The organism is Agromyces fucosus (genome assembly GCF_004134865.1).
In the GTDB taxonomy this organism is placed as follows: domain Bacteria; phylum Actinomycetota; class Actinomycetes; order Actinomycetales; family Microbacteriaceae; genus Agromyces; species Agromyces fucosus.
The window spans coordinates 526,905-551,655 of record NZ_SDPO01000001.1; the positions used below are offsets into that span (position 1 = coordinate 526,905).

The 24,751-nt window shown below is 70.8% G+C and carries 22 protein-coding genes; 1 reads left to right on the top strand and 21 read right to left on the bottom strand.

Going from position 1 to position 24,751, the window contains the following annotated elements; translation table 11 throughout:
* Positions 1–31 precede the first annotated feature (31 nt).
* From ESP57_RS02480 to ESP57_RS02565, 18 genes are all read right to left on the bottom strand, one after another.
* Positions 32–1,519, bottom strand: a complete 1,488-nt coding sequence (locus ESP57_RS02480) for an RsmB/NOP family class I SAM-dependent RNA methyltransferase (protein ID WP_129230450.1) — start codon at positions 1,517–1,519, stop codon at positions 32–34.
* Positions 1,516–2,448 carry a methionyl-tRNA formyltransferase gene (gene fmt / locus ESP57_RS02485; protein ID WP_129230451.1) on the bottom strand — a complete coding sequence of 311 codons (933 nt, stop codon included), beginning with the start codon at positions 2,446–2,448 and terminating at the stop codon, positions 1,516–1,518. The genes ESP57_RS02480 and fmt overlap by 4 nt, the downstream gene beginning before the upstream one ends.
* 26 nt (positions 2,449–2,474) lie before the next feature.
* Entirely contained in the window at positions 2,475–4,433 is a 1,959-nt protein-coding gene (locus ESP57_RS02490) for a primosomal protein N' family DNA-binding protein (protein WP_129230452.1), read from the bottom strand.
* 1 nt (position 4,434) lies between these two features.
* Positions 4,435–5,628: a methionine adenosyltransferase gene (gene metK, locus ESP57_RS02495; RefSeq protein WP_056009284.1), complete on the bottom strand. Its 1,194-nt coding sequence runs from the start codon at positions 5,626–5,628 to the stop codon at positions 4,435–4,437.
* Positions 5,625–6,899, bottom strand: coding sequence for a bifunctional phosphopantothenoylcysteine decarboxylase/phosphopantothenate--cysteine ligase CoaBC (coaBC, locus tag ESP57_RS02500; protein ID WP_129230453.1), 1,275 nt, complete (start codon positions 6,897–6,899; stop codon positions 5,625–5,627). Before coaBC ends, metK begins: the two co-directional genes overlap by 4 nt.
* Positions 6,900–6,912: 13 nt before the next feature.
* Positions 6,913–7,170: a DNA-directed RNA polymerase subunit omega gene (rpoZ, locus tag ESP57_RS02505; protein ID WP_056009287.1), complete on the bottom strand. Its 258-nt coding sequence runs from the start codon at positions 7,168–7,170 to the stop codon at positions 6,913–6,915.
* Positions 7,171–7,233: 63 nt separating this feature from the next.
* Positions 7,234–8,166: a guanylate kinase gene (gmk, locus tag ESP57_RS02510; RefSeq protein ID WP_243648373.1), complete on the bottom strand. Its 933-nt coding sequence runs from the start codon at positions 8,164–8,166 to the stop codon at positions 7,234–7,236.
* Complete coding sequence (gene pyrF, locus ESP57_RS02515) at positions 8,159–9,037, bottom strand: orotidine-5'-phosphate decarboxylase (RefSeq protein WP_129230455.1); 879 nt, start codon at positions 9,035–9,037, stop codon at positions 8,159–8,161. Before pyrF ends, gmk begins: the two co-directional genes overlap by 8 nt.
* Entirely contained in the window at positions 9,034–12,321 is a 3,288-nt protein-coding gene (gene carB / locus ESP57_RS02520) for a carbamoyl-phosphate synthase large subunit (protein WP_129230456.1), read from the bottom strand. Before carB ends, pyrF begins: the two co-directional genes overlap by 4 nt.
* Positions 12,321–13,499 carry a glutamine-hydrolyzing carbamoyl-phosphate synthase small subunit gene (gene carA, locus ESP57_RS02525; RefSeq protein ID WP_199470562.1) on the bottom strand — a complete coding sequence of 393 codons (1,179 nt, stop codon included), beginning with the start codon at positions 13,497–13,499 and terminating at the stop codon, positions 12,321–12,323. The genes carB and carA overlap by 1 nt, the downstream gene beginning before the upstream one ends.
* A complete protein-coding gene (locus ESP57_RS02530; protein WP_129230457.1) occupies positions 13,492–14,121 on the bottom strand; it encodes a PH-like domain-containing protein in 630 nt (209 codons plus the stop codon). The genes carA and ESP57_RS02530 overlap by 8 nt, the downstream gene beginning before the upstream one ends.
* The gene (locus tag ESP57_RS02535; RefSeq protein ID WP_115957768.1) at positions 14,114–15,457 is read right to left on the bottom strand and encodes a dihydroorotase; all 1,344 of its coding nucleotides are present in this window, start codon (positions 15,455–15,457) and stop codon (positions 14,114–14,116) included. Before ESP57_RS02535 ends, ESP57_RS02530 begins: the two co-directional genes overlap by 8 nt.
* Complete coding sequence (locus tag ESP57_RS02540; protein ID WP_056009297.1) at positions 15,457–16,407, bottom strand: aspartate carbamoyltransferase catalytic subunit; 951 nt, start codon at positions 16,405–16,407, stop codon at positions 15,457–15,459. Before ESP57_RS02540 ends, ESP57_RS02535 begins: the two co-directional genes overlap by 1 nt.
* A complete protein-coding gene (gene pyrR / locus ESP57_RS02545) occupies positions 16,407–16,970 on the bottom strand; it encodes a bifunctional pyr operon transcriptional regulator/uracil phosphoribosyltransferase PyrR (RefSeq protein ID WP_056009299.1) in 564 nt (187 codons plus the stop codon). Before pyrR ends, ESP57_RS02540 begins: the two co-directional genes overlap by 1 nt.
* Positions 16,971–17,098: 128 nt before the next feature.
* Positions 17,099–17,608, bottom strand: coding sequence for a DoxX family membrane protein (locus tag ESP57_RS02550; RefSeq protein WP_115957766.1), 510 nt, complete (start codon positions 17,606–17,608; stop codon positions 17,099–17,101).
* A 222-nt stretch (positions 17,609–17,830) separates the two neighbouring features.
* Entirely contained in the window at positions 17,831–18,244 is a 414-nt protein-coding gene (nusB, locus tag ESP57_RS02555; RefSeq protein ID WP_056009303.1) for a transcription antitermination factor NusB, read from the bottom strand.
* Positions 18,244–18,807, bottom strand: coding sequence for an elongation factor P (gene efp / locus ESP57_RS02560; RefSeq protein WP_056009305.1), 564 nt, complete (start codon positions 18,805–18,807; stop codon positions 18,244–18,246). The genes nusB and efp overlap by 1 nt, the downstream gene beginning before the upstream one ends.
* Positions 18,808–18,935: 128 nt before the next feature.
* A complete protein-coding gene (locus ESP57_RS02565; RefSeq protein ID WP_056009307.1) occupies positions 18,936–19,373 on the bottom strand; it encodes a type II 3-dehydroquinate dehydratase in 438 nt (145 codons plus the stop codon).
* A gap of 197 nt (positions 19,374–19,570) precedes the next feature.
* Here ESP57_RS02565 and ESP57_RS02570 point away from each other — a divergent pair, with 197 nt between their 5' ends.
* On the top strand, positions 19,571–21,832 hold the full coding sequence (locus tag ESP57_RS02570) for an esterase-like activity of phytase family protein (RefSeq protein WP_129230458.1): 2,262 nt from the start codon (positions 19,571–19,573) through the stop codon (positions 21,830–21,832).
* A 62-nt stretch (positions 21,833–21,894) separates the two neighbouring features.
* Here the strand turns inward: ESP57_RS02570 and aroB are convergent, their stop codons facing one another.
* Genes aroB through aroC form a run of 3 tightly spaced genes read right to left on the bottom strand, consistent with a single transcriptional unit; the run spans position 21,895 to position 24,708 of the window.
* On the bottom strand, positions 21,895–22,980 hold the full coding sequence (gene aroB / locus ESP57_RS02575) for a 3-dehydroquinate synthase (protein WP_056009311.1): 1,086 nt from the start codon (positions 22,978–22,980) through the stop codon (positions 21,895–21,897).
* A complete protein-coding gene (locus ESP57_RS02580; protein WP_243648374.1) occupies positions 22,977–23,495 on the bottom strand; it encodes a shikimate kinase in 519 nt (172 codons plus the stop codon). Before ESP57_RS02580 ends, aroB begins: the two co-directional genes overlap by 4 nt.
* The gene (gene aroC / locus ESP57_RS02585; RefSeq protein WP_056009313.1) at positions 23,488–24,708 is read right to left on the bottom strand and encodes a chorismate synthase; all 1,221 of its coding nucleotides are present in this window, start codon (positions 24,706–24,708) and stop codon (positions 23,488–23,490) included. The genes ESP57_RS02580 and aroC overlap by 8 nt, the downstream gene beginning before the upstream one ends.
* Positions 24,709–24,751: the final 43 nt, after the last annotated feature.

Genomic DNA, 24,751 nt, shown 5'->3' on the forward strand with positions numbered 1-24,751 from the left:
CAGCCACCCTATCGAGGGTCGAGGCGGCCGTTCACGCCGGCCGCTTGCGCACGAGCGCGATGAACATGGCGTCGGTGCCGTGCCGGTGCGGCCAGAGCTGCACGGTCGCGGGCGCACCCGCGAGATCGAGCGGATGCCGCGAGATCGCCTCGATCACGGAGCGCGTGTCGAGCTGCTCGGCCGAATCGCCCGCGCGACGGAGTGCGGCCGCGAGCGTGCCGTGGGTCTCCCCGGTGTGGGGCGAGCACGTCACGTACGCGAGGATGCCGCCGGGCGCGAGGGCCGCGAAGGCGCTGTCGAACAGCTGGCCCTGGAGCTTCGTGAGCTCGGCGACATCCGATGGGGCCTTGCGCCAGCGCGCCTCGGGCCGGCGGCGGAGCGCACCGAGTCCGGTGCACGGGGCGTCGAGCAGGATGCGGTCGAACCCGCTGGGCGCACCGAGCGCCTCGAGGTCGAGCTCGCGTCCGTCGCCGACGTGCACCTCGACGTCGAGCGGCACGCCGACGATCGCATTGCGCACGAGTTCGGCACGAACCGGCACGGTCTCGTTCGCCGTGAGCACCGCGCCGGTCGCGAGCGCCTCGGCCGCGAGCACCGCTGTTTTACCGCCCGGACCCGCGCACAGGTCGAGCCAGCGCTCCCCCGCGCGGACCGGCTCGGCACGACTGAGTGCGAGGGCGGCGAGCTGGGATCCTTCGTCTTGCACGCGGATGCGACCGCCCGAACGCTCGGCCGTGGCGATCGGGTCGGCGGCGACGGCACCGATCGGCGAGAACCGGTCGGGCTCGAAGCCTTCGATGGCGTCGGTGTCGAGGTCGAGGCCCGGCAGCACCGCAAGATTCACCCGGGGCGAGGCGTTGTCGGCCTGGAGCAGCTGCTCGAGCTCATCGGCGCGGCCCTCGTGGTCGAGGGCGGTGCGAAGCGCCCGCACGATCCACTCGGGGTGGCTCGTGACGGCCGCGAGGCGCGCGTCTTCACTGCGCGCGCCCTCGGCGACGAGCTCGCGCCACTCCTCGGGCGAGGTGCGTGAGATCGTGCGGAGCACGGCGTTGGCGAACCCGGCAGCCTTCGGGGCGACGCGGCGGGCGAGTTCGACCTGCTCGTTGACGGCCGCGTGCGTGGCGACCCGGGTGGCGAGGAGCTGGTGCGCCCCGAGCCGGAGGACGTCGAGCACCGCGGGGTCGATCGCGGAGGCGGGCCGGTTCGCCGCGAGCTCGATCACCCGATCGTAGAAGCCCTGCATGCGGAGCGTGCCGTAGGTGAGTTCGGTCGCGAAGGCGGCGTCGGCGCGGTCGAGGCCTGCTCGGCGGATGCGGATGGGCAGGAGCAGGTTCGCATAGGCCTCGTCGGCGCGCACGGCCTCGAGCACCTCGACGGCGACGATGCGCGCGGGGGCGATGCGCGCTGGCGTCGAGCGAGCGGAGACTCCCCCGCCGCCACCACCACGACGCTGGCCGCCGGAGCCGCCGGCGCCGCCACGGCCGGTGCTCCCCCCGCGTCCACCGTTCCCGCCGCTCATCGAGCCACCGCCGTGCTGCGTCCGGACCCGCGCAACCAGTCTCCGGCATCCATCGCCGGTCTGCCCGCCGGCTGCACCCGGCGCAGCTCGAGCGGCGTGGTACCGGTGCCGATGAGCACCCGGCGCGCCGAGGGGACGAGCTCGCCCGGGGCGAGTGCGGGGATGTCGTCGCCGATGGGAGCGCCGAGGTCGAGGAGCTTCACCCGCTGCTCGTCGATCGTCGTCCAGGCGCCGGGTTCGGGCGTGACGCCGCGGAATCGGGAGTGCACCTCGTGTGCGGGCAGCGTCCAGTCGAGCCGCGCGTCGTCGATCGACAGCTTGGGAGCGAAACTCGGCTCACCGAGCTGGGGCACCGATCGCGCCGAGTCGTCGGCGATGGCGTCGACCACGTCGGCGAGCAGGCCCGCGCCCGAGTCCGCGAGGGCGTCGAGCAGCTCACCGGCCGTCTCGTGACCCTGCAGCGGATGCCGCAGCTCGGCGAAGACCTCGCCGGCGTCGAGCTCGGGCACGAGCTGGAACACGGATGCCCCGGCGACGGTGTCGCCCGCGATGAGGGAGTGCTGCACGGGCGCCGCCCCGCGCCAGGCGGGAAGCAGCGAGAAGTGCAGGTTGATCCAGCCGTGCACGGGGGTCGAGAGCAGGGGTTCTCTCACGAGGCCGCCGTAGGCGACGATGACGCCGAGATCGGGCTCGAGTGCGGCGACCCGCGCCGTCACGTCGGCATCGAGCCGGTTCGCCTCGATGAGCGGCACGTCGAGCGCGGTCGCCGCCTGCGCGACGGGCGACGGGGTCAGCACGCGCTTGCGTCCGAGCGGAGCCGGCTGCCGGGTGACGACGCCGACGAGGTGATGGCCGCTCGCTGCGAGACGGTCGAGTGATGGAACGGCGACGGCAGGAGTGCCGGCGAAGACGAGGCGGAGCTTCTGCACACTCCATTGTCACCGACGAAGGCGGACTACGGGACCTCGGGGTCGTCGAAACGCACCCGGAGCACCGCGGGCCGCTTGGGCGGCTGCCCGGCGACCGGGCGCCGTCGCTCGGTCGCGACCCGGATCATCTCGGCTCGGAGCGCCTTCGCGACCGCTGCACCTGCGGCGTAGTCGAACCGCACGATGCCGCGCTCGAGTCCCTCGTCGGCCGGCACCGGGCCGAGCGAGTCGACGCCGGCGGCCGCGTCCCGTGCAGCGTCGAGCGCCCTGGCGACCAGGGCGGGCGCCGCCGTGACGCTCGCGACCCGCACCGCAGGCGGGAACCGCAACGCCCGGCGGCTCGCGAGTTCGCCGCTCGCCCACTCGGAGAGCCGCCATGATGTGAGCGACTGCGCGAGCGCGCCCGCCACCCCGACCAGGTAGACCGGTGAGCCGGGCGCAGCGAGCGCCGCGGCGTTCGCCCACCAGCGCAGGCAGTCTTCCGCGACGCGAAGCGACTCGCGCAGCAGCATCCGCTCGCCGTCGAGGAGGAGCACGGCACGGTAGCCGCCCTCGGCGATGGGTTCTGCGCCTCGAGTCGCGACGACGAGCGCGGGCTCGGCACCGACCTTCAGCACCGGCCGTTCGCCGTCGGAGAGGATCACGCGGGCCTTCGGGAAGGCGCGACCGAGCTCCTCGGCCGTGCGGCTCGCGCCGACCGTGACCGCGCGCAGCTTCGTGGCCTCGCAGACCGGACACCTCCAGGCGCTCGCGCTCGTGCCGCACAGCACGCATCGCGGGTCGCCGCCGCTGCGTGGCACGACGAGCGCACCGCCGCACGCTGCGCATCGGGCCGGCTCGCGGCAGCGATCGCAGGCGAGCAGCGGCGCGTTCCCCGGCCGCGCGACCTGCACGAGCACGGGCCCCTCGGCGATCGCCTGCTGCGCCGCGCGCCACGCGCTCGACGGGATCCTGGCCGAGCCCGGCTCGGGCGAGGCCTGCTGCTCGGTCGGGATGACCTTCGGTCGAACGTGCCTGACGGCCGGCACCTCGTGCACCCATCCGATCTCGACGAGGCGTTCGACCTCGACGCTGCGGCTGTGCCCGAGGAAGAGCAGTGCCGCACCCGACTGCTCCTGCCGGATGAGCGCGGCATCCCGCGGGTGCACGCCCGGCGAGAGCTGCTCGTTCTGGAGCGAGTCCCCGTCGTCCCAGATGGCGATGAGGCCGAGACGCGACGCCGGCGCGTAGACCGTCGAGCGGTTGCCGATGACGACGCGGGCTTGGGTGCCCGTCGCGTCGAGGAACGCGCGGAACCGCTCACCGCCCGTCTGCCGCGCATCGGTGCGGAGCACCCGGCGAGGGTCGATGCGATCGGCGAGGGCCGCCTGCAGCTGCTCCTGGTCGCGATAGTCGGGCACGACGATGAGACTCGAACGGTCGGCCGCGAGCGTGTGCGCGGCCGCCGCAGCGAGCGTCGCCGCCCACGCACCGACCCACTCGCCCGAGGAGAGCAGTACTGGGCGGGGATCGGCGGCCAGCGCCATCCGCTCGCCCGCGTCGATACCCGTCTCGATGCGGCCCGGCTCGTAGCCCGGAATCGGCGCGGCCGGACCCGGCAGCTCGCCCGCGTCCGGCTCGGCCGCCCGCCACGCCCGCTCGGCCCGCACATAGCGGCTCGGAATGGCCACCCGCAGGATGTCGCCGGCGTTGCCGGCCGCGCGGTCGGCCGCGGCACGTGCGAGCGCCCACACCTCCGGCGTCAGGAGCGGCACTTCGGAGACCACGTCTTCGAGCTCGCTGAGACGCCCGTCGTACTCGCTCGAGGACGCGAGCTCGACGAGCCATCCGTTGGCGATGCGCCCGCCGGAACGCAGCGGAACGCGCACGCGCACACCGGCGACCGCGGCGTCGCGGAGCCGCTCGGGCACCGCATAGTCGAAGAGCTGGTCGAGCTGCGGGAGCGGCGAGTCGACGAGCACGCGGGCGACGGAGCCGCCGGCCACGTCAGAGTCCGGCAGCGGAGCGGAGATCGTCGACGCGGTCGAGGCGCTCCCACGTGAAGTCGGGCAGCTCGCGGCCGAAGTGGCCGTAGCTCGCGGTCTGCGCGTAGATGGGGCGCAGCAGGTCGAGGTCGCGGATGATCGCCGCCGGTCGCAGGTCGAACACCTCGCGGATCGCCGCGGTGATCTGCTCGTCGGGCAGGGCACCGGTGCCGAAGCTCTCGACGTAGAGCCCGACGGGCGCCGCCTTGCCGATGGCGTACGCCACCTGCAGTTCGAGACGGTCGGCGAGGCCTGCCGCGACGGCGTTCTTCGCGACCCAGCGCATCGCGTATGCCGCCGAGCGGTCGACCTTCGACGGATCCTTGCCGCTGAAGGCGCCGCCGCCGTGCCGGCTCGCGCCGCCGTAGGTGTCGATGATGATCTTGCGGCCGGTGAGACCCGCGTCGCCCTGCGGGCCGCCGATCTCGAAGCGACCGGTCGGGTTGATGAGCACGGCGAGGTCGGGGCGCGCGAGCTCGACGGTGTCGAGCACGGGGCGGATCACGAGCTCTTCGACCTCGGCGCGCAGTTGCTCGGTCGACACCGCGAGGGTGTGCTGCGTCGAGAGCACGACGGTCTCGACCGTCTTCGGCACCTGTCCGTCGTAGCCGATCGTGACCTGCGTCTTGCCGTCGGGGCGGAGGTAGTCGAGCTCGCCGCTCTTGCGCACGGCGGAGAGGCGCTCGGCGAGGCGGTGCGCGAGCCAGATCGGCACCGGCATGAGCTCGGGGGTCTCGCGCGTGGCGTAGCCGAACATGATGCCCTGGTCGCCGGCGCCCTGCATGTCGAGGGCGTCTTCGCTCGATCCCTCGCGAGCCTCGAACGCATGGTCGACGCCCTGCGCGATATCGGGCGACTGCCCGCCGATCGAGACCGAGACGCCGCACGAACGCCCGTCGAACCAGGCGTCGGCGGAGTCGTAGCCGATCGAGGTGACGCGCTCGCGCACGATGGCCGGGATCTCGACGTACCCGCTCGTGGTGACCTCGCCCGCGACGTGCACGAGACCCGTGGTCACGAGCGTCTCGACCGCGACCCGGCTGTGCGGGTCTTCGCGGAGCAACGCATCGAGGATGGAGTCGGAGATCTGGTCGCAGAGCTTGTCGGGGTGGCCTTCGGTGACGGACTCGGAGGTGAAGCGGCGGAGTGCGCTCATGCGGTTTCTGATTCCTTCGAGTTCGTCGCGGCGGTGGCTGTGGTCACTTCCGTGACCACCACATCGAGGATGTCATGCGCCACCGACTGTTTCGTTCCGTGTGCTCGTGTGACGACGTCGCCGTCACGGCCGATCACGACGACCCGGTTCTCGTCGCTCGCGAAGCCCTCGTTCCAGCCGACGCGGTTGACGACGAGCAGGTCGGCGCCCTTCGCCTCGCGCTTGCCGCGGCCGAGCGCGATGAGGCGGTCGTCGTCGGGCTCGGTCTCGGCCGCGAAGCCGACGAGCAGCGTTCCCGCATGCGGCGCATGGCCGAGGCCCGAGAGGATGTCGGGGTTGCGCACCAGTTCGAGCGTCAGCCCGTCGTCGCTCTGGTCCTTCTTGATCTTGCCCTCGCTGACGCTCGCGGGCCGGTAGTCGGCCACGGCTGCGGCCATCACGACGACGTCGGCGCCGCTCGCGGCCTCGGTCACCGCGGCCTGCAGTTCGAGGGCGGTCGAGACGCGGCGGATGTCGCAGCCGTCGGGCTCGGCGACCTCGAGATTCGCGGCGATGAGGGTGACCTTCGCTCCGCGTTCACGCGCCGCCTCGGCGATCGCGATGCCCTGCTTGCCGCTCGAACGGTTGCCGAGGAAGCGCACGGGATCGAGCGGCTCGCGCGTACCGCCGGCGCTCACCACGACATGGCGGCCTGCGAGATCACCACGGCGAGCGGATGCCTCGGCGCCGGCGCCGCGCCCGAGCACGCGCTCGAGGGCGATGCGCACGATCTCGTCGGGCTCCTCCATGCGACCCGGGCCGCTGTCGGAGCCGGTGAGCTGGCCGACCGCGGGACCCACGATCGTGACCCCGCGCGAACGGAGCGTCTCGACGTTCGCCCGGGTGGCGGGATGACGCCACATCTCGGTGTGCATGGCCGGAGCGATCACGACGGGCGCCTCGCTCGCGAGCAGCGTGTTGCCGAGGAGGTCGTCGGCGAGGCCCGTCGCGAGCTTCGCGATGGAGTTCGCGGTGGCCGGCGCGATGACGATCAGGTCGGCGGCCTGGCCGATGGCGACGTGCCGCACCTCGGCGACACCCTCGTACAACTCGGTGTGCACCGGATTGCGCGAGATCGCCTCGAGTGTCGGCCTGCCGACGAAGCGCAGCGCGCCCTCGGTCGGCACGACGTGGACGTCGTGGCCGGCGAGCACGAGCGCGCGCACGACCCCGACGGCCTTGTACGCCGCGATGCCGCCCGTGATGCCGACGACGATGTTGAGCCGAGTCATCCGGCCCTCCGGATCACTCGGCGATCGGGCGGAGCCGGAGCTTGTCTTCGTTGATCTCGTGCATCGCGACCGACAACGGCTTGTCGTCGATCGAGGAGTCCACGAGCGGGCCGACGTTGTCGAAGAGGCTGCCTTCGTGCAGGTCGGCGTAGTAGTCGTTGATCTGGCGCGCGCGCTTGGACGCGAAGATGACCAGCTGGTACTTCGAGTCGACCTTGGAGAGCAGGTCGTCGATGGGCGGGTCGATGATGCCGGACAGCTTCTCAGCCATGGAATGACTCCTTAGATCGTGGATGCGCACCCTCGGTGCGCGGAAAGTCGTGACGAGGGCAGCTCAACGCCGACCCTTGCGAGATCTCATCAAGTCTACGACCTCCTGCGCCGCTTCGGCGACGTCGTGGTTCACGACCTGGTGGTCGAACTCCTCGACGGCCGCCAATTCGACCTTCGCAGTCTCGAGACGGCGCTGCTGTTCGGCCGGGCTCTCAGTGCCCCGACCGACGAGTCGGCGCACGAGTTCGTCCCAGCTCGGCGGCAGGAGGAAGACGAGCGTCGCCTCGGGTGCGGCGCGCCGAACCGATCGGGCGCCCTGGATGTCGATCTCGAGCAGCACGCTGTTGCCCGCCGCGATCGCCTCTTCGACCGCCTTGCGGGGCGTGCCGTATCGCGACGCGTTGTGCACGGTCGCCCATTCGAGCAGTTCGCCGGCCTCGACCATGCGTTCGAACTCGGCGTCGTCGACGAAGAAGTAGCTCTCGCCCTCGACCTCGCCGGGTCGCGGCTGACGCGTCGTCGCCGAGACGGAGAGACGCACATCGGGGTGGTTGCGGCGGATGTACTCGGCGACGGTGCCCTTGCCCACCGCGGTCGGTCCGGCGAGGACGACGAGACGGTCGCCCGTGCCACCGTGCGCGGCGACCCAGTCCGCGAGGAACTCGCGGAGGCGCCGCCGCTGCAGGCGACCGAGGCCACCGAGACGCTTGGACGGCGAAATCTCGAGCTCCTCCATGATGCGCGCCGACTTCGTCTGCCCGATCGCGGGGATCGAGGTGAGGAACTCGGTGACGCGAAGGCGCCCCTCGACGCCTTCAGGCGATTCGAACGCCTCGCGCAGCACGTCGAGCGGGCTTCGCGAGCCGGCGGCGATCGCGGACTTGACGGTCGCGCGTGCGCGACGCGCTGCGACTGCGGCACGGGATGCCGCCACCCGATCGACGTCGGGGGGTGTGGGGCGCGCAGCCCCCGAGACGGTCGTCTGCTCAGACACTCGTCGCCCCCACATCGCCGACGCGGCGCGTGATCGCCTCGGCGAGGCCGTCGGGCCCTGCACCGAGGATCGATCGCGACTCGCTCACGATGACGCCGGCGGCGAGCGACCCGAAGATCGCGCGGAGGTCGCGGAGTTCGGCGCCCTGATGTCCGAAGCCGGGTGCCAGCACCGGGAGCCCCGGTCGCGGCGGATCGACGTCGAGGTCGATGCCCGAACTGCGCAGGTCGATCGTCGCGCCGAGCACGACGCCGACCGAGCCGAGCCCGCGCGTCGCGGCATCCGCCCGACCCTGGTTCCAGGCGACGACTCCGCTCGTGACGGCCTGGGCGACCGTGGAGCCGGCACGGCTCGACTGTTGCAGCACGGCGCGCTGGATCGCGGCGGCCTCGGGGTTCGAGGTCGCGGCGAGCACGAAGGCGCCCTTGCCGGTCGACTCGGCGGCCTCGAGCACTCCGGCGATCGAGCCGAGGCCCTGGTACGCGCTGATCGTCATCGCGTCGGCCTCGAGGCTCGATCCGGGCGTCAGCCAGGCCTGCCCGTAGGCCTCGACGCTCGAGCCGATGTCCCCGCGCTTCACGTCGGCGATCACGATCAGGCCGGCGTCGCGGGCCTCGGCGAGCACGCGCTCGAGCGCCGCGTAGCCCGCCGCCCCGTGCCGCTCGAAGAAGGCGACCTGCGGCTTCACGATGCCGACGCGCCCTGCGGCGGCGTCGATCGTGCGAAGGCCGAACTCGCGCAGACCCTCTGCCGAGTCGGGAAGCCCCCACTGGTCGAGGAGCGAGGCGTGCGGGTCGATGCCCACGCAGAGCCGGCCGTACGCGGCGAAGACGGCTTCGAGCCGGTCGCCGAAGGGCGTGACGTCGCTCATGCGTTCGCCTCCCGACGGCGGGCGTACTCCTGCAGGCTCGTGACCTCGAAGCCGTCGCGCTGCACGTCGAGCGAGGCGACCGCCGCCGAGAGCTCGGCGATGGTCGTGAACAGCGGGATGTCGGACGCCACAGCCGCTGCACGGATCTCGTAGCCGTCGGCGCGCGAAGAACGCCCGCTGGGCGTGTTCACGACGACGTCGATCTCACCGCGGTGGATGAGCTCGACCACGGATGCCGCGTCCTCGCTCGTCTTCTCGCTGAACTTCAGCACCTCCTTCGCCCGGATGCCGTTCCGACGCAGCACCTCTGCGGTGCCCTCGGTCGCTGCGACGTCGTACCCGAGCTGCTGCAGTCGCAGCACCGGCAGGATGATCGCACGCTTGTCGCGGTCGGAGACCGACACGAACACCGTGCCCGAGGTGGGCATGCCGCCGTAGGCTGCGAGCTGGCTCTTCGCGAACGCGGTCGGGAAGTCCTTGTCGATGCCCATGACCTCGCCGGTCGAGCGCATCTCGGGGCCGAGCACGGAGTCGACGATGATCCCCTCGCGGGTGCGGAACCGGCTGAAGGGCAGCACGGCCTCCTTCACGGCGACCGGCGCGTCGAGCGGCACTCGCGAGCCGTCGGACGCGGGGAGCATGCCCTCGGCGATGAGTTCGGCGACGGTCGCACCGACCATGATGCGCGATGCGGCCTTCGCGAGCGGGATGCCGAGCGCCTTCGAGACGAAGGGCACGGTGCGGCTCGCACGGGGGTTGGCCTCGAGCACGTAGAGCACGCCGGCGCCGATCGCGAACTGCACGTTCAGCAGGCCACGCACGCCGATGCCCTCGGCGATGGCGCGGGTGGCCTCGCGGACCCGGTCGACCTCGGCGCGGCCGAGCGTCACGGGAGGCAGGGTGCAGCTCGAGTCGCCGGAGTGGATGCCGGCCTCCTCGATGTGCTCCATGACGCCGCCGATGTAGAGGTCGGTGCCGTCGTACAGCGCGTCGACGTCGATCTCGATCGCGTCGTCGAGGAACCGGTCGACGAGCAGCGGATGCGTGGGGCCGACGATGCCCTGACCCTCGATGCGTGCGAAGTAGTCGGCCAGCGAGGGCGAGTCGTAGACGATCTCCATACCGCGGCCGCCGAGCACGTAACTCGGACGCACGAGCACCGGGTAGCCGATGCCCTCCGCGACGTGCACCGCGCCGGCGAGGTCGATCGCCGTGCCGTTCTTCGGCGCGAGGAGGCCCGCGGCGTCGAGGATGCCGGAGAAGAGACCGCGCTCTTCGGCCAGGTCGATCGCATCGGGCGTCGTGCCGAGGATCGGGATGCCCGCGGCCTCGAGGCCCTTCGCGAGCCCGAGCGCCGTCTGGCCGCCGAGCTGCACGACGACGCCGACGAGCTCGCCCGACTGGGACTCGGCGTGGATGACCTCGAGCACGTCTTCGAGCGTGAGCGGCTCGAAGTAGAGCCGGTCGCTCGTGTCGTAGTCGGTCGAGACCGTCTCGGGGTTGCAGTTGATCATGATCGTCTCGAAGCCCGCCGCCGAGAGGGCGAAGGAGGCGTGCACGCACGAGTAGTCGAACTCGACGCCCTGGCCGATGCGGTTCGGCCCCGAGCCGAGGATGACGACCTTGCGGCGGTCGCTCGGCTCCACCTCGGTCTCGCGGTCGTAGCTCGAGTAGTGGTACGGCGTGAGCGCCGGGAACTCCCCCGCGCACGTGTCGACGGTCTTGTAGACCGGGCGGATGCCGAGGATGTGGCGCACCTCGCGGGCGTCGGCCTCGCCGAATCCGCGGAGCTGGCCGATCTGCGCGTCGGAGAAGCCGTGGTCCTTCGCGAGCAGCAGCAGTTCGGTATCGAGGTTCTCGGCCGAGGCGATGGTCTCGGCGACCTCGTTGATCAGCACGATCTGGTCGAGGAACCACGGGTCGATCTTGGTCGACTCGAAGAGCTGCTCGATCGTGGCGCCCTTGCGGAGCGCCTGCTGCACGACGACGATGCGGCCGTCGGTCGGCACGGATGCCACCTCGAGGAGCTCCTCGATCGAGCGCTCCTCTTCACCCCAGTGGAACGAGGAGCCGCGCTTCTCGAGCGAGCGGAGCGCCTTCTGCAGCGCGGTCGCGTAGTTGCGGCCGATCGCCATCGCCTCGCCGACGGACTTCATGGTCGTCGTGAGAGTGGGGTCGGCGGCCGGGAACTTCTCGAACGCGAACCGGGGCACCTTGACGACGACGTAGTCGAGCGTCGGCTCGAACGACGCCGGGGTGACCCGCGTGATGTCGTTCGGGATCTCGTCGAGGCGGTAGCCGATGGCGAGCTTCGCGGCGATCTTCGCGATCGGGAAGCCGGTGGCCTTCGATGCGAGGGCGCTCGAACGGGAGACGCGCGGGTTCATCTCGATGACGATGACGCGGCCGTCGGCCGGGTCGATCGCGAACTGGATGTTGCAGCCGCCGGTGTCGACGCCGACGGCGCGGATGATGTCGATGCCGATGTCGCGCAGGTGCTGGTATTCGCGGTCGGTCAGCGTGAGGGCGGGTGCCACCGTGATCGAGTCGCCGGTGTGGACGCCGACCGGGTCGACGTTCTCGATCGAGCAGACGACGACCGTGTTGTCGGCCGTGTCGCGCATGAGCTCGAGCTCGTACTCCTTCCAGCCGAGGATCGACTCCTCGAGGAGCACCTCGGTGGTGGGCGAGTCGTGCAGGCCCTGGGTGACGATGCGAACGAGGTCTTCCTCGGTGTACGCGAAGCCCGAGCCGAGGCCGCCCATCGTGAACGACGGGCGCACCACGAGCGGGTAGCCGAGGTCGAGGGCGAACTCCTTCGCCTGCTCGAGCGTCTTCGCGACGTGCGAGCGGGCGACGCCGGCACCCGCCTCGATCACGAGGTCCTTGAAGAGCTGGCGGTCCTCGCCCTTGCGGATGGCGTCGACCTTCGCGCCGATGAGCTCGACGCCGTGCTTCTCGAGGATGCCCGCGTCGTGCAGCGCGATGGCCGCGTTCAGGGCCGTCTGGCCGCCGAGGGTCGGGAGCACCGCATCCGGGCGCTCCTTGATGATGATCGATTCGATGATCTCGGGCGTGATCGGCTCGATGTACGTCGCGTCGGCGAAGTCGGGGTCGGTCATGATCGTCGCGGGGTTCGGGTTCACGAGGATGACCCGCACGCCCTCCTCGCGGAGCACGCGGCACGCCTGGGTGCCCGAGTAGTCGAACTCGGCGGCCTGTCCGATGACGATCGGACCGGATCCGATGACGAGGACGCTGTTGATGTCGTCGCGCTTGGGCATTACTCGTTGCTTCCTTCGGTCGCGGTGCTCGTCGTCGTGTTCGCGATCACCATGTCGCGGAATCGGTCGAAGAGGTAGTTCGCGTCGTGCGGGCCTGCCGCCGACTCGGGGTGGTACTGCACGCTGAACGCCGGGATGTCGAGGCAGTTGAGTCCCTCGACGACGTTGTCGTTGAGGCCGTAGTGGCTGACCTCGACGCGGCCGAAGCCCTCGCTCGACTCGCTGACGCGATCGATCGGGGCGTCCACGGCGAAGCCGTGGTTGTGGGCCGTGATCTCGACTCGGCCGGTGGACTTGTCGAGCACCGGCTGGTTGATGCCGCGGTGGCCGAAGGGGAGCTTGTAGGTGCCGAAGCCGAGTGCGCGTCCGAGCAGCTGGTTGCCGAAGCAGATGCCGAAGTACGGCAGCCCCTCGCGGAGCGTGGTACGCAGCAGCTCGACATGGCGGTCGGATGCCGCGGGGTCGCCGGGCCCGTTCGAGAAGAACAGCGCGTCGGGCGCGAGGGCGAGCACCTCTTCCGCGGTGACCGACTGCGGCACCACGTGCACGTCGAAGCCGCGCTCCGCCAGGTACTTCAGGGTCGAGGTCTTCACGCCGAGGTCGAGGACCGCGACGGATCCGACGCGCTCGCCCTCGGCCGGCAGCGAGTAGGGCTCGCTGGTCGAGACGGCACCCGACAGGTTCGCGCCGGTCATCGCCGCACCGCTCTGCACGAGGTCGAGCTGCTCGCCGGGGGTGAGCAGCGCGTCGTCGCCCGAGAAGATGCCGGCCCGCATGGCGCCGGCCGAGCGGAGGTGCCGCGTGAGCGCTCGCGTGTCGATGCCGCTGATGCCGACGACTCCCGACGAGTCGAGGTCGTCGTCGAGGCTCCGCTGCGAGCGGAAGTTCGAGACGACCCGTGAGGGGTCGCGCACGATGAACCCGGCCACCCAGATGCGGGCCGACTCCATGTCTTCATCGTTCATGCCCGTGTTGCCGATGTGCGGCGCGGTCATCATGACGATCTGGCCGGCGTACGACGGATCGGTCAGGGTCTCCTGGTAGCCGGTCATGCCGGTGGCGAAGACGGCTTCGCCGAGCGTGCGGCCGCGCGCACCGTAGGCGCGTCCGTCGTAGCGGCGTCCGTCTTCGAGGACGAGCACGGCGGAATCGCTCGTGCCGGCGGGGGTCTCAGTCATGCGAGGCCTCACTCTCCTGCTCTGGCCGCGGCGCTGCTGGCGCTGCGGCGATGTCGTGTTCCGGCCGCGGCGCTGCTGGCGCTGCGGCGATGTCCTGTTCCGACCGCGGCGCTGGCGCCGCGGCGATGTCGTTGACCGCCTGGATGATCCTGGCGGGGTCGCCCGGGTACCGGGCGCGCACGTAGCTGTCGACCCGGGGTTCGGTCGGTTCGAGCGTCCCCTGCTCCCGGGCGATCCAGGTGAGGGCGACGAGGCCCTCGGGCTCGACCCCCCGGTCGATGGCGTAGCTCGCGAGCTGCGCGCCGACGAGGCGATCGGCGGGGATGAAGGTCAGCGACTCCCCCGCGATGCGGAGGATCACGCCCTCGGGAATCACCTCGACGTGACCGGAGCCGCGGAACGCGAGCCCGTGCACCGCGAGTCGCTCGAGGGGCTCCCCGAACGGCGTGGTCGCGACGTAGAGCACCTCGGCGTCGACGACCGGCGCGCCGTGCTCGGCTGGCACGGGATAGGACCCGAGCGACTCGTCGCGCACGGTCCGGCGCTTCCACGAGCGGTACATGAGCCAGCCGACGAACGCGACGACCGCGATGGCGACGACGGTGCCGATCACCTTATCCATGCACGACCCCCTGAGCGGATGTCGCGTTGCGCGCGACCTCGTCGCGCGGGCGCACGGCACCGTCGAGGAAGGTCGGGTAGCCCCCGTGGAACGTCGCGACGACGCGCCCGGGCAGGCGACGGCCGAGATAGGGCGAGTTCGTGCTGCGGCCGGCGAGCCGGTCGAGGTCGAACTCGGATGCCGCGGCGGGGTCGTAGAGCGTCAGCTCTGGCGCTGCCCCGACCTCGATCGCCTCGCCGTGGCCGTGCAGCCGGCCGATGCGCGCCGGCGTGGACGACATGACGCGTGCGACATCCGCCCAGTTCATGAGGCCCGTCTCGACGACGGCGGCGTGCACGACCGCGAGGGCGGACTCGAGTCCAACCATGCCGTTGGCGGCGGCCTGCCACTCGCTCTCCTTCGCCTCGACCGGGTGCGGAGCGTGGTCGGTCGCGACGATGTCGATCGTGCCGTCGGCGAGGGCGGCGCGCAGCGCCTCGACGTCTTCGGCGCGGCGGAGGGGCGGGTTCACCTTGAACCGGGGGTCGTAGCCGGCGATGAGGTCTTCGGTCAGGAGCAGGTGATGAGGGGTCACCTCGGCGGTCACGTCGATGCCGCGGGCCTTCGCCCAGCGGATCACCTCGACGGAACCGGCGGTGGAGACGTGGCACACGTGCAGACGGGATCCGACGTGCTCGGCGAGGAGCACGTCACGCGCGATGATCGACTCCTCGGCGACGGCCGGCCAGCCGGTCAGGCCGAGTTCGCCCGAGAGGGCGCCCTCGTTCATCTGCGCACCCTCGGTGAGCCGGGGCTCCTGCGCGTGCTGGGCGATGACGCCGTCGAAGGCCTTCACGTACTCGAGGGCCCTGCGCATGAGCAGCGGGTCGGAGACGCAGAAGCCGTCGTCGGAGAAGACGCGCACGTTCGCGCGGGAGCGGGCCATGGCGCCGAGCTCTGCGAGCTGTTCGCCCTTGAGGCCGACCGTGACGGCGCCGATGGGCTGCACGGTCGCGTACCCGGCGGCGCGCCCGAGGCTCGCCTCCTGCTCGACGACGCCGGCCGTGTCGGCGACGGGGAAGGTGTTCGCCATCGCGAACACCGCGGTGAAGCCGCCGGCAGCCGCTGCCTGCGTGCCGGTCAGCACGGTCTCGCTCTGCTCGTAGCCGGGCTCGCGGAGGTGGGTGTGCAGGTCGACGAGGCCGGGGAGGGCGATGAGCCCGTCGGCGTCGACGACCGTCGCGCCCGAGGCATCCGCGATGCTGCCGACGCCGGCGATCACGCCGCCGTCGAGCAGGATGTCGGCGCGCTCGCCACTCGCGAGGGTCGCGCCGGTGATCAGGAAACGCTCGCTCATCAGGCGTCCCCCCGATCGCCGGACATCAACAGGTAGAGGGCGGCCATTCTCACTGAAACTCCGTTCGCAACCTGCTCGCGCACCGTCGACTGCTGGGAGTCGGCTGCGCGGGCGGCGATCTCGAGCCCGCGATTCATCGGGCCGGGGTGCATCACCATCGTACTGGGGGGCAGTGCGTCGAACCTGGCATCGTCCAGACCCCAGGTGCGCGCGTATTCGCGGCTGTTCGGGAAGAACGCCGCGTGCATGCGCTCCGCCTGGATGCGCAGCATCATGACGACGTCGGGGGTGCCGGCGAGGGCGGCGTCGAGGTCGTAGCCGACGCGTGCGGGCCACGAACTCGTGTCGACCGGTACGAGCGTCGGCGGGGCGACGAGTTCGACCTCAGCGCCGAGGGTCGCGAGCAGCCAGACGTTCGACCGCGCGACGCGCGAGTGCAGCACGTCTCCGACGATGACGACGTGCACGCCGTCGAGGGCTCGCCCTCGCGACGCGGCGCCGTGCAGGCGCCGGCGCATCGTGAAGGCGTCGAGCAGCGCCTGGGTTGGGTGCTCGTGCGTGCCGTCACCGGCGTTGACGACACCGGCGTCGATCCATCCGCTCGTCGCGAGCGTGTACGGCGCGCCCGAGGCGTGGTGGCGGATCACCACGCCGTCGGCGCCCATCGCCTGCAGGGTCTGCGCCGTGTCCTTGAGGCTCTCGCCCTTCGAGACGCTCGAGCCCTTGGCGCTGAAGTTGATGACGTCGGCCGAGAGCCGCTTCGCCGCAGCCTCGAACGAGATGCGGGTGCGGGTCGAATCCTCGAAGAAGAGGTTCACGACCGTCTTGCCTCGCAGCGTCGGCAGCTTCTTGACCTCGCGTTCCTGCACGGCGGCCATGTCCTCGGCGATGTCGAGGAGTTCGACGGCCTGTTCACGGGAGAGTTCTCGGGTGCTCAGGAGGTGACGCATCAGGCCTCGCCTCCTTCGGTCGCGGCCGTGTCGTCGATCGCGACGCCGTCGTCCCCGTCGATCTCGGTCAGTCGCACGTTGATGCGCTCGCGCGTCGAGCTCGGCAGGTTCTTGCCCACGAAGTCCGCCCGGATCGGGAACTCGCGGTGGCCTCGGTCGACGAGGACGGCGAGTCGCACCGCCCGGGCCCGGCCGAGATCGCTGAGCGCATCGAACGCCGCCCGGATCGTGCGGCCCGAGTACAGCACGTCGTCGACGAGCACGACGGTCTTGCCGTCGATGCCGCCCGGCGGCAGCTCGGTCGGCTGCGGCGTGCGGGTGCGCGTGCGGGTGAGGTCGTCGCGGTACATCGTGACGTCGAGCGCACCGGCCTGCGGGGGTGCGGCATCCGGTTCGATGCGGGCGATGGTCTCGGCGATGCGACGGGCGAGGATCACGCCCCTGGTCGGGATGCCGAGGATGACGAGATCGGAGCTTCCACGATTGGACTCGAGGATCTCGTGCGAGATGCGGGTCAGCGCCCGCGAGATGTCAGCTTGACTGAGCACGGCACGTGCCATCAAACGACTCCCTTCTCCGCCTCACAGGACGGCCTTAAAGGTTGTCAACTCCCCCATCCTATCGGATCCGCGAACGACCCCCCGCCGCGAACGGCGGGGGGTCGTGAGCGAGACGGGCCGAATGCACGGCGTCACCGGATCGGACGCGTGAATGCCTTCGCCGCGATCACCATGGCTGCGGCCACGAGCACGACGTCCTTCAGGATGTACTGCGCGGTGAGCGAGGGCCCGGCCGCGGTGAAGAGTTCGCCGGCGAAGAACACGAGCGGCGAGAACACGCCCACGAAGGTCACCGCGAGGGCGAGCAGGCCGATCCGGAGCAGCACGCCCGTCACGAGCGTGACGCCGACGAACACCTCGAGCGCCGCGGTCAGCGCGAGCGCCGCGTATCCGTCGATCACGCCGAACGACAACACGTTCCAGGTTCGGGTCACGAGCGCTTCGACGGGGCTCATGCCCGGGAAGAACTTCAACGCGCCGAAGACGAGGAAGACGAGGCCGAGGGCGACGCGGAGCGCGGGCACGCCTGCGCGAGCGAGGAAGCGCTGGACGACCGCCTGGGCGGAGTTCGCGCGTTCGAGGATCGAGTCGAGCCCGGTTCCGGTCGCGACGCGGCCGGTTCCGATGGTGGTGCTGGACATGGTGCTCCTTCCGAGGGCAATGCGGGAGATGCCGGCCGGAATCGGCGGCACACTCATCACATCGCCACGGCGGGCGCGCGTCGTCGGGAGTGTCGCTGAACCGCGCTCGGTGGTTCCACCGAGCGCGGGCTCAGGGACATGGCCGCAGAACCCCCCGAGTGCGGGGGCGCTGAAGCGGGCTCATCCACGCGGATCGAGCGGAAGCCGGAAGGAGCTCGGGCGTCAGGCCTTCGAGTGCGAGATCGCTGCGAGCAGGCCGTTCACGAAGCCGGCCGAGTCGTCGGTCGAGAGCACCGTGGCCGCTTCGACCGCCTCGGAGATCGCGACGGGGTCGGGCACGGCGTCGTTGTGGATGATCTCCCACACGCCGATGCGCAGGATCGCACGGTCGACCGCCGGCATCCGCTCGAGGGTCCAGCCGTGCGAGTGCGTCTCGATGAGTTCGTCGATCTCGTCGCGATTGTCGACGATGCCGTCGACGATCTCGCGTGCGTAGAGCCACGAGGCGGCCCGCTCGGGTTCGCTCGCCGCCTTCTCGGCCTCGACGACGAGCATCTGCTCGACCGGCACCTGACGCATGTCGGCCGAGTACAACAGGTCGAGCGCGCGCTTGCGCGCCTTCGTACGAGCGCTCACTAGTCGTTCACGCGGCCGAGGTAGTCGCCCGTGCGGGTGTCGACCTTGACCTTCGTGCCGGTCTCGAGGAAGAGCGGCACCTGGATCTCGTAGCCGGTCTCGACCGTCGCGGGCTTCGTGCCGCCGGTGGAGCGGTCGCCCTGCAGGCCCGGCTCCGTGTAGGTGATCTCGAGCACGACCGAGGCGGGCAGCTCGACGTAGAGCGGGTTGCCGTTGTTCAGCGCGACGGTCACCGACTGGTTCTCGAGCATGAAGTTCGCGGCGTCGCCGACGACGGTGCCGGGCACCGTGAGCTGGTCGAAGTCGGTCTGGTCCATGAAGACGAAGCCGTCGCCGTCGCTGTAGAGGTAGGTGAAGTCACGACGGTCGACGTTCTCGATCTCGATCTTCGCGCCCGCGTTGTACGTGCGGTCGACGGTCTTGCCCGAGACGACGTTCTTCAGCTTGGTGCGCACGAACGCACCGCCCTTGCCGGGCTTGACGTGCTGGAACTCGATGACGCTCCAGAGCTGACCGTCGATGGAGAGGACGACGCCGTTCTTGATGTCAGCGGTGCTTGCCATGCGTGTGTGTTCCGTTCAGTTGCGAAGAGGCTCGGCCGGAATCGGCCGCAGAAGTTCAGTCGGTCGAGTTTAGTCGCTCGGTCGAGACTGCGCCAATGCACCCGGATGCCGCGCACCCGGCGTCGTATTCAGCGGTTCCTGACGACCCATTCGACGGCCATGCGGTACGAGTCGCTGCCGAAGCCCGCGATCACCCCGGTGGCGACACCGGAGATCACGCTCGTGTGCCGGAATGTCTCACGAGTGTGCGGGTTCGAGAGGTGCACCTCGACGAGCGGCACCCCGGCCTGCTTCAACTGGGCCGCCGCATCGCGCAGCGCGTAGCTGTAATGGGTGAACGCGGCCGGATTCAGCACGACCGGGAGCTTCCGGTCGACGGCCTCGTGGATCCAGCCGATCAGTTCCGCCTCGTCGTCGCTCTGGCGCAGGTCGATCTCGACGTCGTCGGGCACCGCCCCTGCGATCGAGTCGCGGATGTCGGCGAGGCTCTCGCTGCCGTAGACCTCGGGTTCGCGGGTGCCGAGTCGGCCGAGGTTCGGGCCATTGAGCACGAGGATCGTCGTCATGCCCGCAAGCCTACCGAGAGGTGGTCCTCCGGCCGGTCGACCGAAGCGGACCTCGGGCGACGGCACGTACTCGGTGAACGGTGCGATGACGGCGGGTGGCGGGTCGGGTGGCCGAGAGGGCTCGGGTTCACCTGCCGGTCGCACCGCATTCCGCACACGGCCACCGCGACGTGCCCTGCGCCCGATTGGCTCGCCGTATGCCAACAGACACTGTACGAACACGCACGCGCCTCCTGGTCGCTGCGGTCACCACCGTCACGGCGGCCGCGCTGCTCGCCCCCTCGGCCGCCGTCGCCGCCGGGAACGGCGGCGACGGACCGAACGGTCCGTCCGTCAAGAAGACGGAACCGGCCCTCGTCGCCCGGGCGACCCTTTCGGCCGATCACCTCGAGTCGGGCCCCGCGAGCGGAGCGGCGCTCACCACTCCGGTGAACGGGCGTACGGGACCCTTCGCCGGCCAAGTCATCCCGGGCTTCTCGGCGATGATCGACAACGGCGACGGCACCTTCTGGGCCCAGCCCGACAACGGCTTCGGCGCCAAGGGCAACTCGGCCGACTTCCTGCTCCGCACCTATCTCGTCCGGCCGGCGTGGCAGACGGCGGAGGGCGGGAGCGGCGAGATCCAGGTCGAGCGGTTCGTCTCGTACAACGACGCGAACCACGTGCTCGACTTTCCCATCACGAACGAGACCACACAGGATCGCCTCCTCACCGGTGCCGATTTCGATGTCGAGTCGGTCGTCCGCGCGAAGGACGGCAGCTTCTGGGTCGGCGAGGAATTCGGCCCGTTCCTGCTCCACTTCGCCGCCGACGGCACCCTGCTGGAGAAGCCGCACCCGATGCCGGGCAACGCGAAGTCGCCGCAGAATCCCTACCTGCAGGCCGGGGAGACCCCTCGCGTGCGGGCGAGCCGCGGGTTCGAGGCGCTCGCGTCGTCGGTGAACGGACGCTACCTCTACCCGATCGTCGAAGGGTCCTACGCGGATGACGCGGACCTCCGCCGTCGCGAGATCCTCGAGTTCGACACCAAGGCGGGCGCATACACGGATCGCACCTGGAACTACCAGACCGACCAGGACGCGAACGTGGTGGGCGACGCCTTCGCCGTGCGGAACGGCGTGCTGCTGCTCGTCGAACGCGACGACTTCGAAGGCGACCAGTCGGTGACGAAGCGCATCTACGAGGTCGATCTCACGCGATCCGACGCCGAGGGCAAGCTGGAGAAGACCCTCGTGCTCGATGCGCTGCGCATCGCGAACCCCGATCTGCTCGGCGCAGGCGACGGCTACGGCACCGGCGACCCGTTCTCGCTGCCGGTGCAGTCGTTCGAAACGGTCGTGCAGTTGAAGAACGGCGATCTCCTGATCGCGAACGACAACAACTACCCCGGCAACGACGCGCGCATCCCCGGCGTCCCAGACGACACCGAGATCGACGTCATCGCCCTCGATCGCACGCGAGTGCAGCCCTCCGACGTCACCGTCGTCGCGCATCGCGGCGCGAGCGGCTCTCGCCCCGAGCACACGCTCGCCGCCTACGAGACCGCGATCAACGAGTGCGCCGACTTCATCGAGCCCGACGTGGTCTCGACGAAGGACAGCGTGCTCGTCGCCCGCCATGAGAACGAGATCAGCGGCACGACGGACGTCGGCACCCGCTCGGCGTTCGCCGACCGCAGGACCACGAAGCTCATCGACGGCGTCTCGGTCACGGGCTGGTTCACCGAGGACTTCACGCTCGCCGAGCTGAAGACCCTGCGAGCGGTCGAGCGACTCCCGCAGATCCGCCCCGGGAACACGACGTTCAACGGGCTCTACCAGGTGCCGACCCTCGACGAGGTGCTCGACCTCGCCCGGCATTCGGTGAGCTGCGACGGCCTGCCCGTCGGCGTCTACCCCGAGACGAAGCACCCGAGCTACTTCGACTCCATCGGCCTCTCACTCGAGGAGCCGCTCGTCGCCGAGCTCTCGCGCAACGGGCTCGACGATGCCGATGCACCGGTCATCGTCCAGAGCTTCGAGACCGCCAACCTGCGCGAGCTCGACGGCGCCACCGACGTCGCGCTCGCCCAGCTCGTCAACTCGAGCGGTCGTCCGTACCACTTCGCGCTCGCGGGTGACGCCCGGACGTACGCCGACCTCGCGACCCCTGCGGGGCTCGCCGAGATCGCGACGTACGCCGACGGCGTCGGCGTCGAGAAGAGCCTCGTGATCCCCCGCACGGCGACCGGCACGCTCGGCGCGCCCACGACGCTCATCGCCGACGCTCACGCGGCCGGGCTCGAGGTGCACGGCTGGACGTTCCGCCGCGAGAACGCGTTCCTCCCGGCAGAGTTCCGGTCGAGCGCCGACCCCGCGGGCATCGGCGACCTCGCCGGTGAACTGCGCGTGTTCCTCGACGAGGGGCTCGACGGATTCTTCAGCGACAACCCCGGCCTCGGCGCGGCGACCACGGGCTGATCGGGCTCATCCACGAGAGCGAGCGGATGCCCGAGGCATCCGCTCGCTCTCGCGTACACCGCTCAGGACGCGATCTCCTGGTACGCGGCGAAGAGCAGCGACTGGTCGGGTGCGAGCATGACCGTGGGCTTGGCCAGGTCGTCGAGCACGATGAAGCGGAGCTGGCCCGCGCGAGCCTTCTTGTCGCGCTGCATCGTGGCGAGCAGCGTGTTCCACCGGCCCGCGGGGTACGACGTCGGCAGGCTCAGCAGGTCGAGCACGCGCTTGTGACGGTCGGCGACCTCGTCGGGGAGCCGACCCGACAGCCGGCCGAGCTCGGCCGCGAACGCCATGCCCACGGCGACCGCAGCGCCGTGACGCCACTGGTATCGCTCGGCGTGCTCGACGGCGTGGCCGAGCGTGTGGCCGTAGTTCAGGATCTCGCGGAGCCCCTGCTCGGTGAAGTCCTCGGAGACGACGTCGGCCTTCATCTGGATCGCGAGCTCGATCACGCGACGGAACTGCGGAGTCGAGGGGTCGGTCGCCGCCTCGGGGTCGGCCTCGATGATGTCGAGGATCTCGGGGTAGCGGATGAAGCCCGCCTTCACGATCTCGGCGAAGCCCGCGAGGATCTCGTTCTTCGGGAGCGTGTCGAGCGTGTCGAGGTCGCAGATCACCGCGGCCGGCGCGTGGAACGCACCGACGAGGTTCTTGCCCTCGTTCGTGTTGATGCCGGTCTTGCCGCCCACTGCGGCATCGACCATGCCGAGCACCGTGGTCGGCACCTGCACGACCTTCACGCCGCGGAGCCACGTCGCGGCGACGAAGCCGGCGAGGTCGGTGATCGCTCCCCCGCCGAAGCCGACGACCGCGTCGGTGCGGGTGAAGTCGGCCTGCCCGAGCACCTGCCAGCAGAACGCGGCGACCTCGACGCGCTTGCCCGCCTCGGCATCGGGCACCTCGGCGAGGAGCACCTGGTAGCGATCGGAGAGCGCTTCGCGCAACTCTGCTGCACGCGCGCCGAGCGTCGCCGGGTGCACGATGAGCACCTTCGTCGCCGCGGAGCCGATCGCATCGCCGAGCTCGGCGAGCACGCCTCGGCCGACGACCACGTCGTAGCCCGACTCGCCACCGACGCGGATGCTCGTGCGGGTCTCGTCTGCGGTCATCGTGTTCCTCCGAAGTGCGCGGTGATGTCGTCGACGATCCGCGCGACCGAGCGACGCGAGGTGTCGATGCTGAAGTCGGCGACCGATTCGTACAGGGGACGCCTCGCGTCGAGGATGGCACTCCACCGTTCGACGCCGCCATCGGCGAGGAGCGGACGGTTGCCGCCCGTGAGTCGCGGCGCCACCGCCGATGCGGAGACCTGCAGCCAGACGACGGGCAGGCCTGCGAGGTCGTCGCGGGTGTCGTCGTGCAGCACGGCGCCGCCGCCGAGCGAGATCACGGCCTCTTCGCGCAGCGCTTCGCCCACGACCTCGCGTTCGACGATGCGGAAGTACTCCTCGCCCTCGCGGTCGAAGATCTCCTCGATCGGCCCGTAGCGCTCGACGATGCGCAGGTCGGTGTCGACGAACGGTGCGCCGACGGATGCCGCGAGCCGCTGCCCGACCCGGGACTTGCCCGCGCCCATCGGGCCGACGAGCACGACCGGCAGGGCGATCCGCGGCGTGTCAGACACGATCTGCCGCGGTGTCCGCAGCAGCGCCGGCCGTGCGGAGGGTGTCGGGGATCGCCGCGAGGTAGGACTCGAGGTTGCGCCGGGTCTCGTCGACCGAGTCGCCGCCGAACTTCTCGAGCACGGCGTTCGCGAGGGTGAGGGCGACCATCGCCTCGGCCACGACACCCGCTGCGGGCACGGCGACGACGTCGGAACGCTGGTGGTGCGCCGCGGCAGCCTCGCCGGTCGCGACGTCGACCGTCGGCAGCGCGTGCGGCACGGTCGCGATGGGCTTCATGCCGGCGCGGACGCGCAGCACGGTGCCGGTGGACATGCCGCCCTCGGTGCCGCCGGCGCGATCGCTCGCACGGGCGATGCGACCGTCCTCGACGTGCAGTTCGTCGTGTGCGGCCGAGCCGCGGCGACGAGTGGTCTCGAAGCCGTCGCCGACCTCCACGCCCTTGATCGCCTGGATGCCCATGAGCGCTGCAGCGAGCTGCGCGTCGAGCCGCCGATCCCAGTGCACGTGCGAGCCGAGGCCGGGCGGCACGCCGTAGGCGAGCACCTCGACGACGCCGCCGAGCGTGTCGCCCTCCTTGTGCGCGAGGTCGACCTCGGCGACCATCGCCGCGGACGTCTCGGGGTCGAAGCAGCGCAGCGGATCGGCATCGAGCACGTCGACGTCGTCGGGCGTCGGCAACGGGCGGCCGTCGGGCACGCGGACCGGACCGATCGCGAGCGTGTGCGCGACGAGCCGGATGCCGAGCTCGGCGAGGAAGGAACGGGCGACCGCCCCGAGCGCGACACGGGCGGCCGTCTCGCGGGCGCTCGCCCGCTCGAGCACCGGGCGGGCCTCGTCGAATCCGTACTTCTGCATGCCGACGAGGTCGGCGTGACCGGGACGCGGGCGCGTGAGCGCGGCGCCGCGACCGCGGCCGAGCTTGGCGGGGTCGATGGGCTCGGGGCTCATCACCTCCTGCCACTTCGGCCATTCGGTGTTGCCGATGCGCAGTGCCACGGGGCTGCCGAGGCTCAGGCCGTGCCGCACACCGCCCGAGATCGCGAGTTCGTCCTGCTCGAACTTCATGCGCGCACCTCGGCCGTAGCCGAGCTTGCGGCGTGCGAGGTCAGCACGAATATCGTCGAGCGAAACGGGGATACCGGCGGGAAGACCCTCGAGGATCGCGACGAGCTCAGGGCCGTGCGACTCTCCGGCAGTGAGCCAACGGAGCATGGTCCTATCCTTCCACAGGCTCAGGCGACTGCCGCGCGCGTGA

What these genes read in the sequence shown, in the direction of transcription:
- ESP57_RS02480 (WP_129230450.1), bottom strand. Translation starts at nt 1,519, where the DNA reads ATGAGCGGCGGGAACGGTGGACGCGGGGGGAGCACCGGCCGTGGCGGC.
- metK (WP_056009284.1), bottom strand. Translation starts at nt 5,628, where the DNA reads ATGAGCGCACTCCGCCGCTTCACCTCCGAGTCCGTCACCGAAGGCCAC.
- coaBC (WP_129230453.1), bottom strand. Translation starts at nt 6,899, where the DNA reads ATGACTCGGCTCAACATCGTCGTCGGCATCACGGGCGGCATCGCGGCG.
- rpoZ (WP_056009287.1), bottom strand. Translation starts at nt 7,170, where the DNA reads ATGGCTGAGAAGCTGTCCGGCATCATCGACCCGCCCATCGACGACCTG.
- pyrF (WP_129230455.1), bottom strand. Translation starts at nt 9,037, where the DNA reads ATGAGCGACGTCACGCCCTTCGGCGACCGGCTCGAAGCCGTCTTCGCC.
- carB (WP_129230456.1), bottom strand. Translation starts at nt 12,321, where the DNA reads ATGCCCAAGCGCGACGACATCAACAGCGTCCTCGTCATCGGATCCGGT.
- carA (WP_199470562.1), bottom strand. Translation starts at nt 13,499, where the DNA reads ATGACTGAGACCCCCGCCGGCACGAGCGATTCCGCCGTGCTCGTCCTC.
- ESP57_RS02530 (WP_129230457.1), bottom strand. Translation starts at nt 14,121, where the DNA reads ATGGATAAGGTGATCGGCACCGTCGTCGCCATCGCGGTCGTCGCGTTC.
- ESP57_RS02535 (WP_115957768.1), bottom strand. Translation starts at nt 15,457, where the DNA reads ATGAGCGAGCGTTTCCTGATCACCGGCGCGACCCTCGCGAGTGGCGAG.
- ESP57_RS02540 (WP_056009297.1), bottom strand. Translation starts at nt 16,407, where the DNA reads ATGCGTCACCTCCTGAGCACCCGAGAACTCTCCCGTGAACAGGCCGTC.
- ESP57_RS02550 (WP_115957766.1), bottom strand. Translation starts at nt 17,608, where the DNA reads ATGTCCAGCACCACCATCGGAACCGGCCGCGTCGCGACCGGAACCGGG.
- efp (WP_056009305.1), bottom strand. Translation starts at nt 18,807, where the DNA reads ATGGCAAGCACCGCTGACATCAAGAACGGCGTCGTCCTCTCCATCGAC.
- ESP57_RS02565 (WP_056009307.1), bottom strand. Translation starts at nt 19,373, where the DNA reads ATGACGACGATCCTCGTGCTCAATGGCCCGAACCTCGGCCGACTCGGC.
- ESP57_RS02570 (WP_129230458.1), top strand. Translation starts at nt 19,571, where the DNA reads ATGCCAACAGACACTGTACGAACACGCACGCGCCTCCTGGTCGCTGCG.
- aroB (WP_056009311.1), bottom strand. Translation starts at nt 22,980, where the DNA reads ATGACCGCAGACGAGACCCGCACGAGCATCCGCGTCGGTGGCGAGTCG.
- aroC (WP_056009313.1), bottom strand. Translation starts at nt 24,708, where the DNA reads ATGCTCCGTTGGCTCACTGCCGGAGAGTCGCACGGCCCTGAGCTCGTC.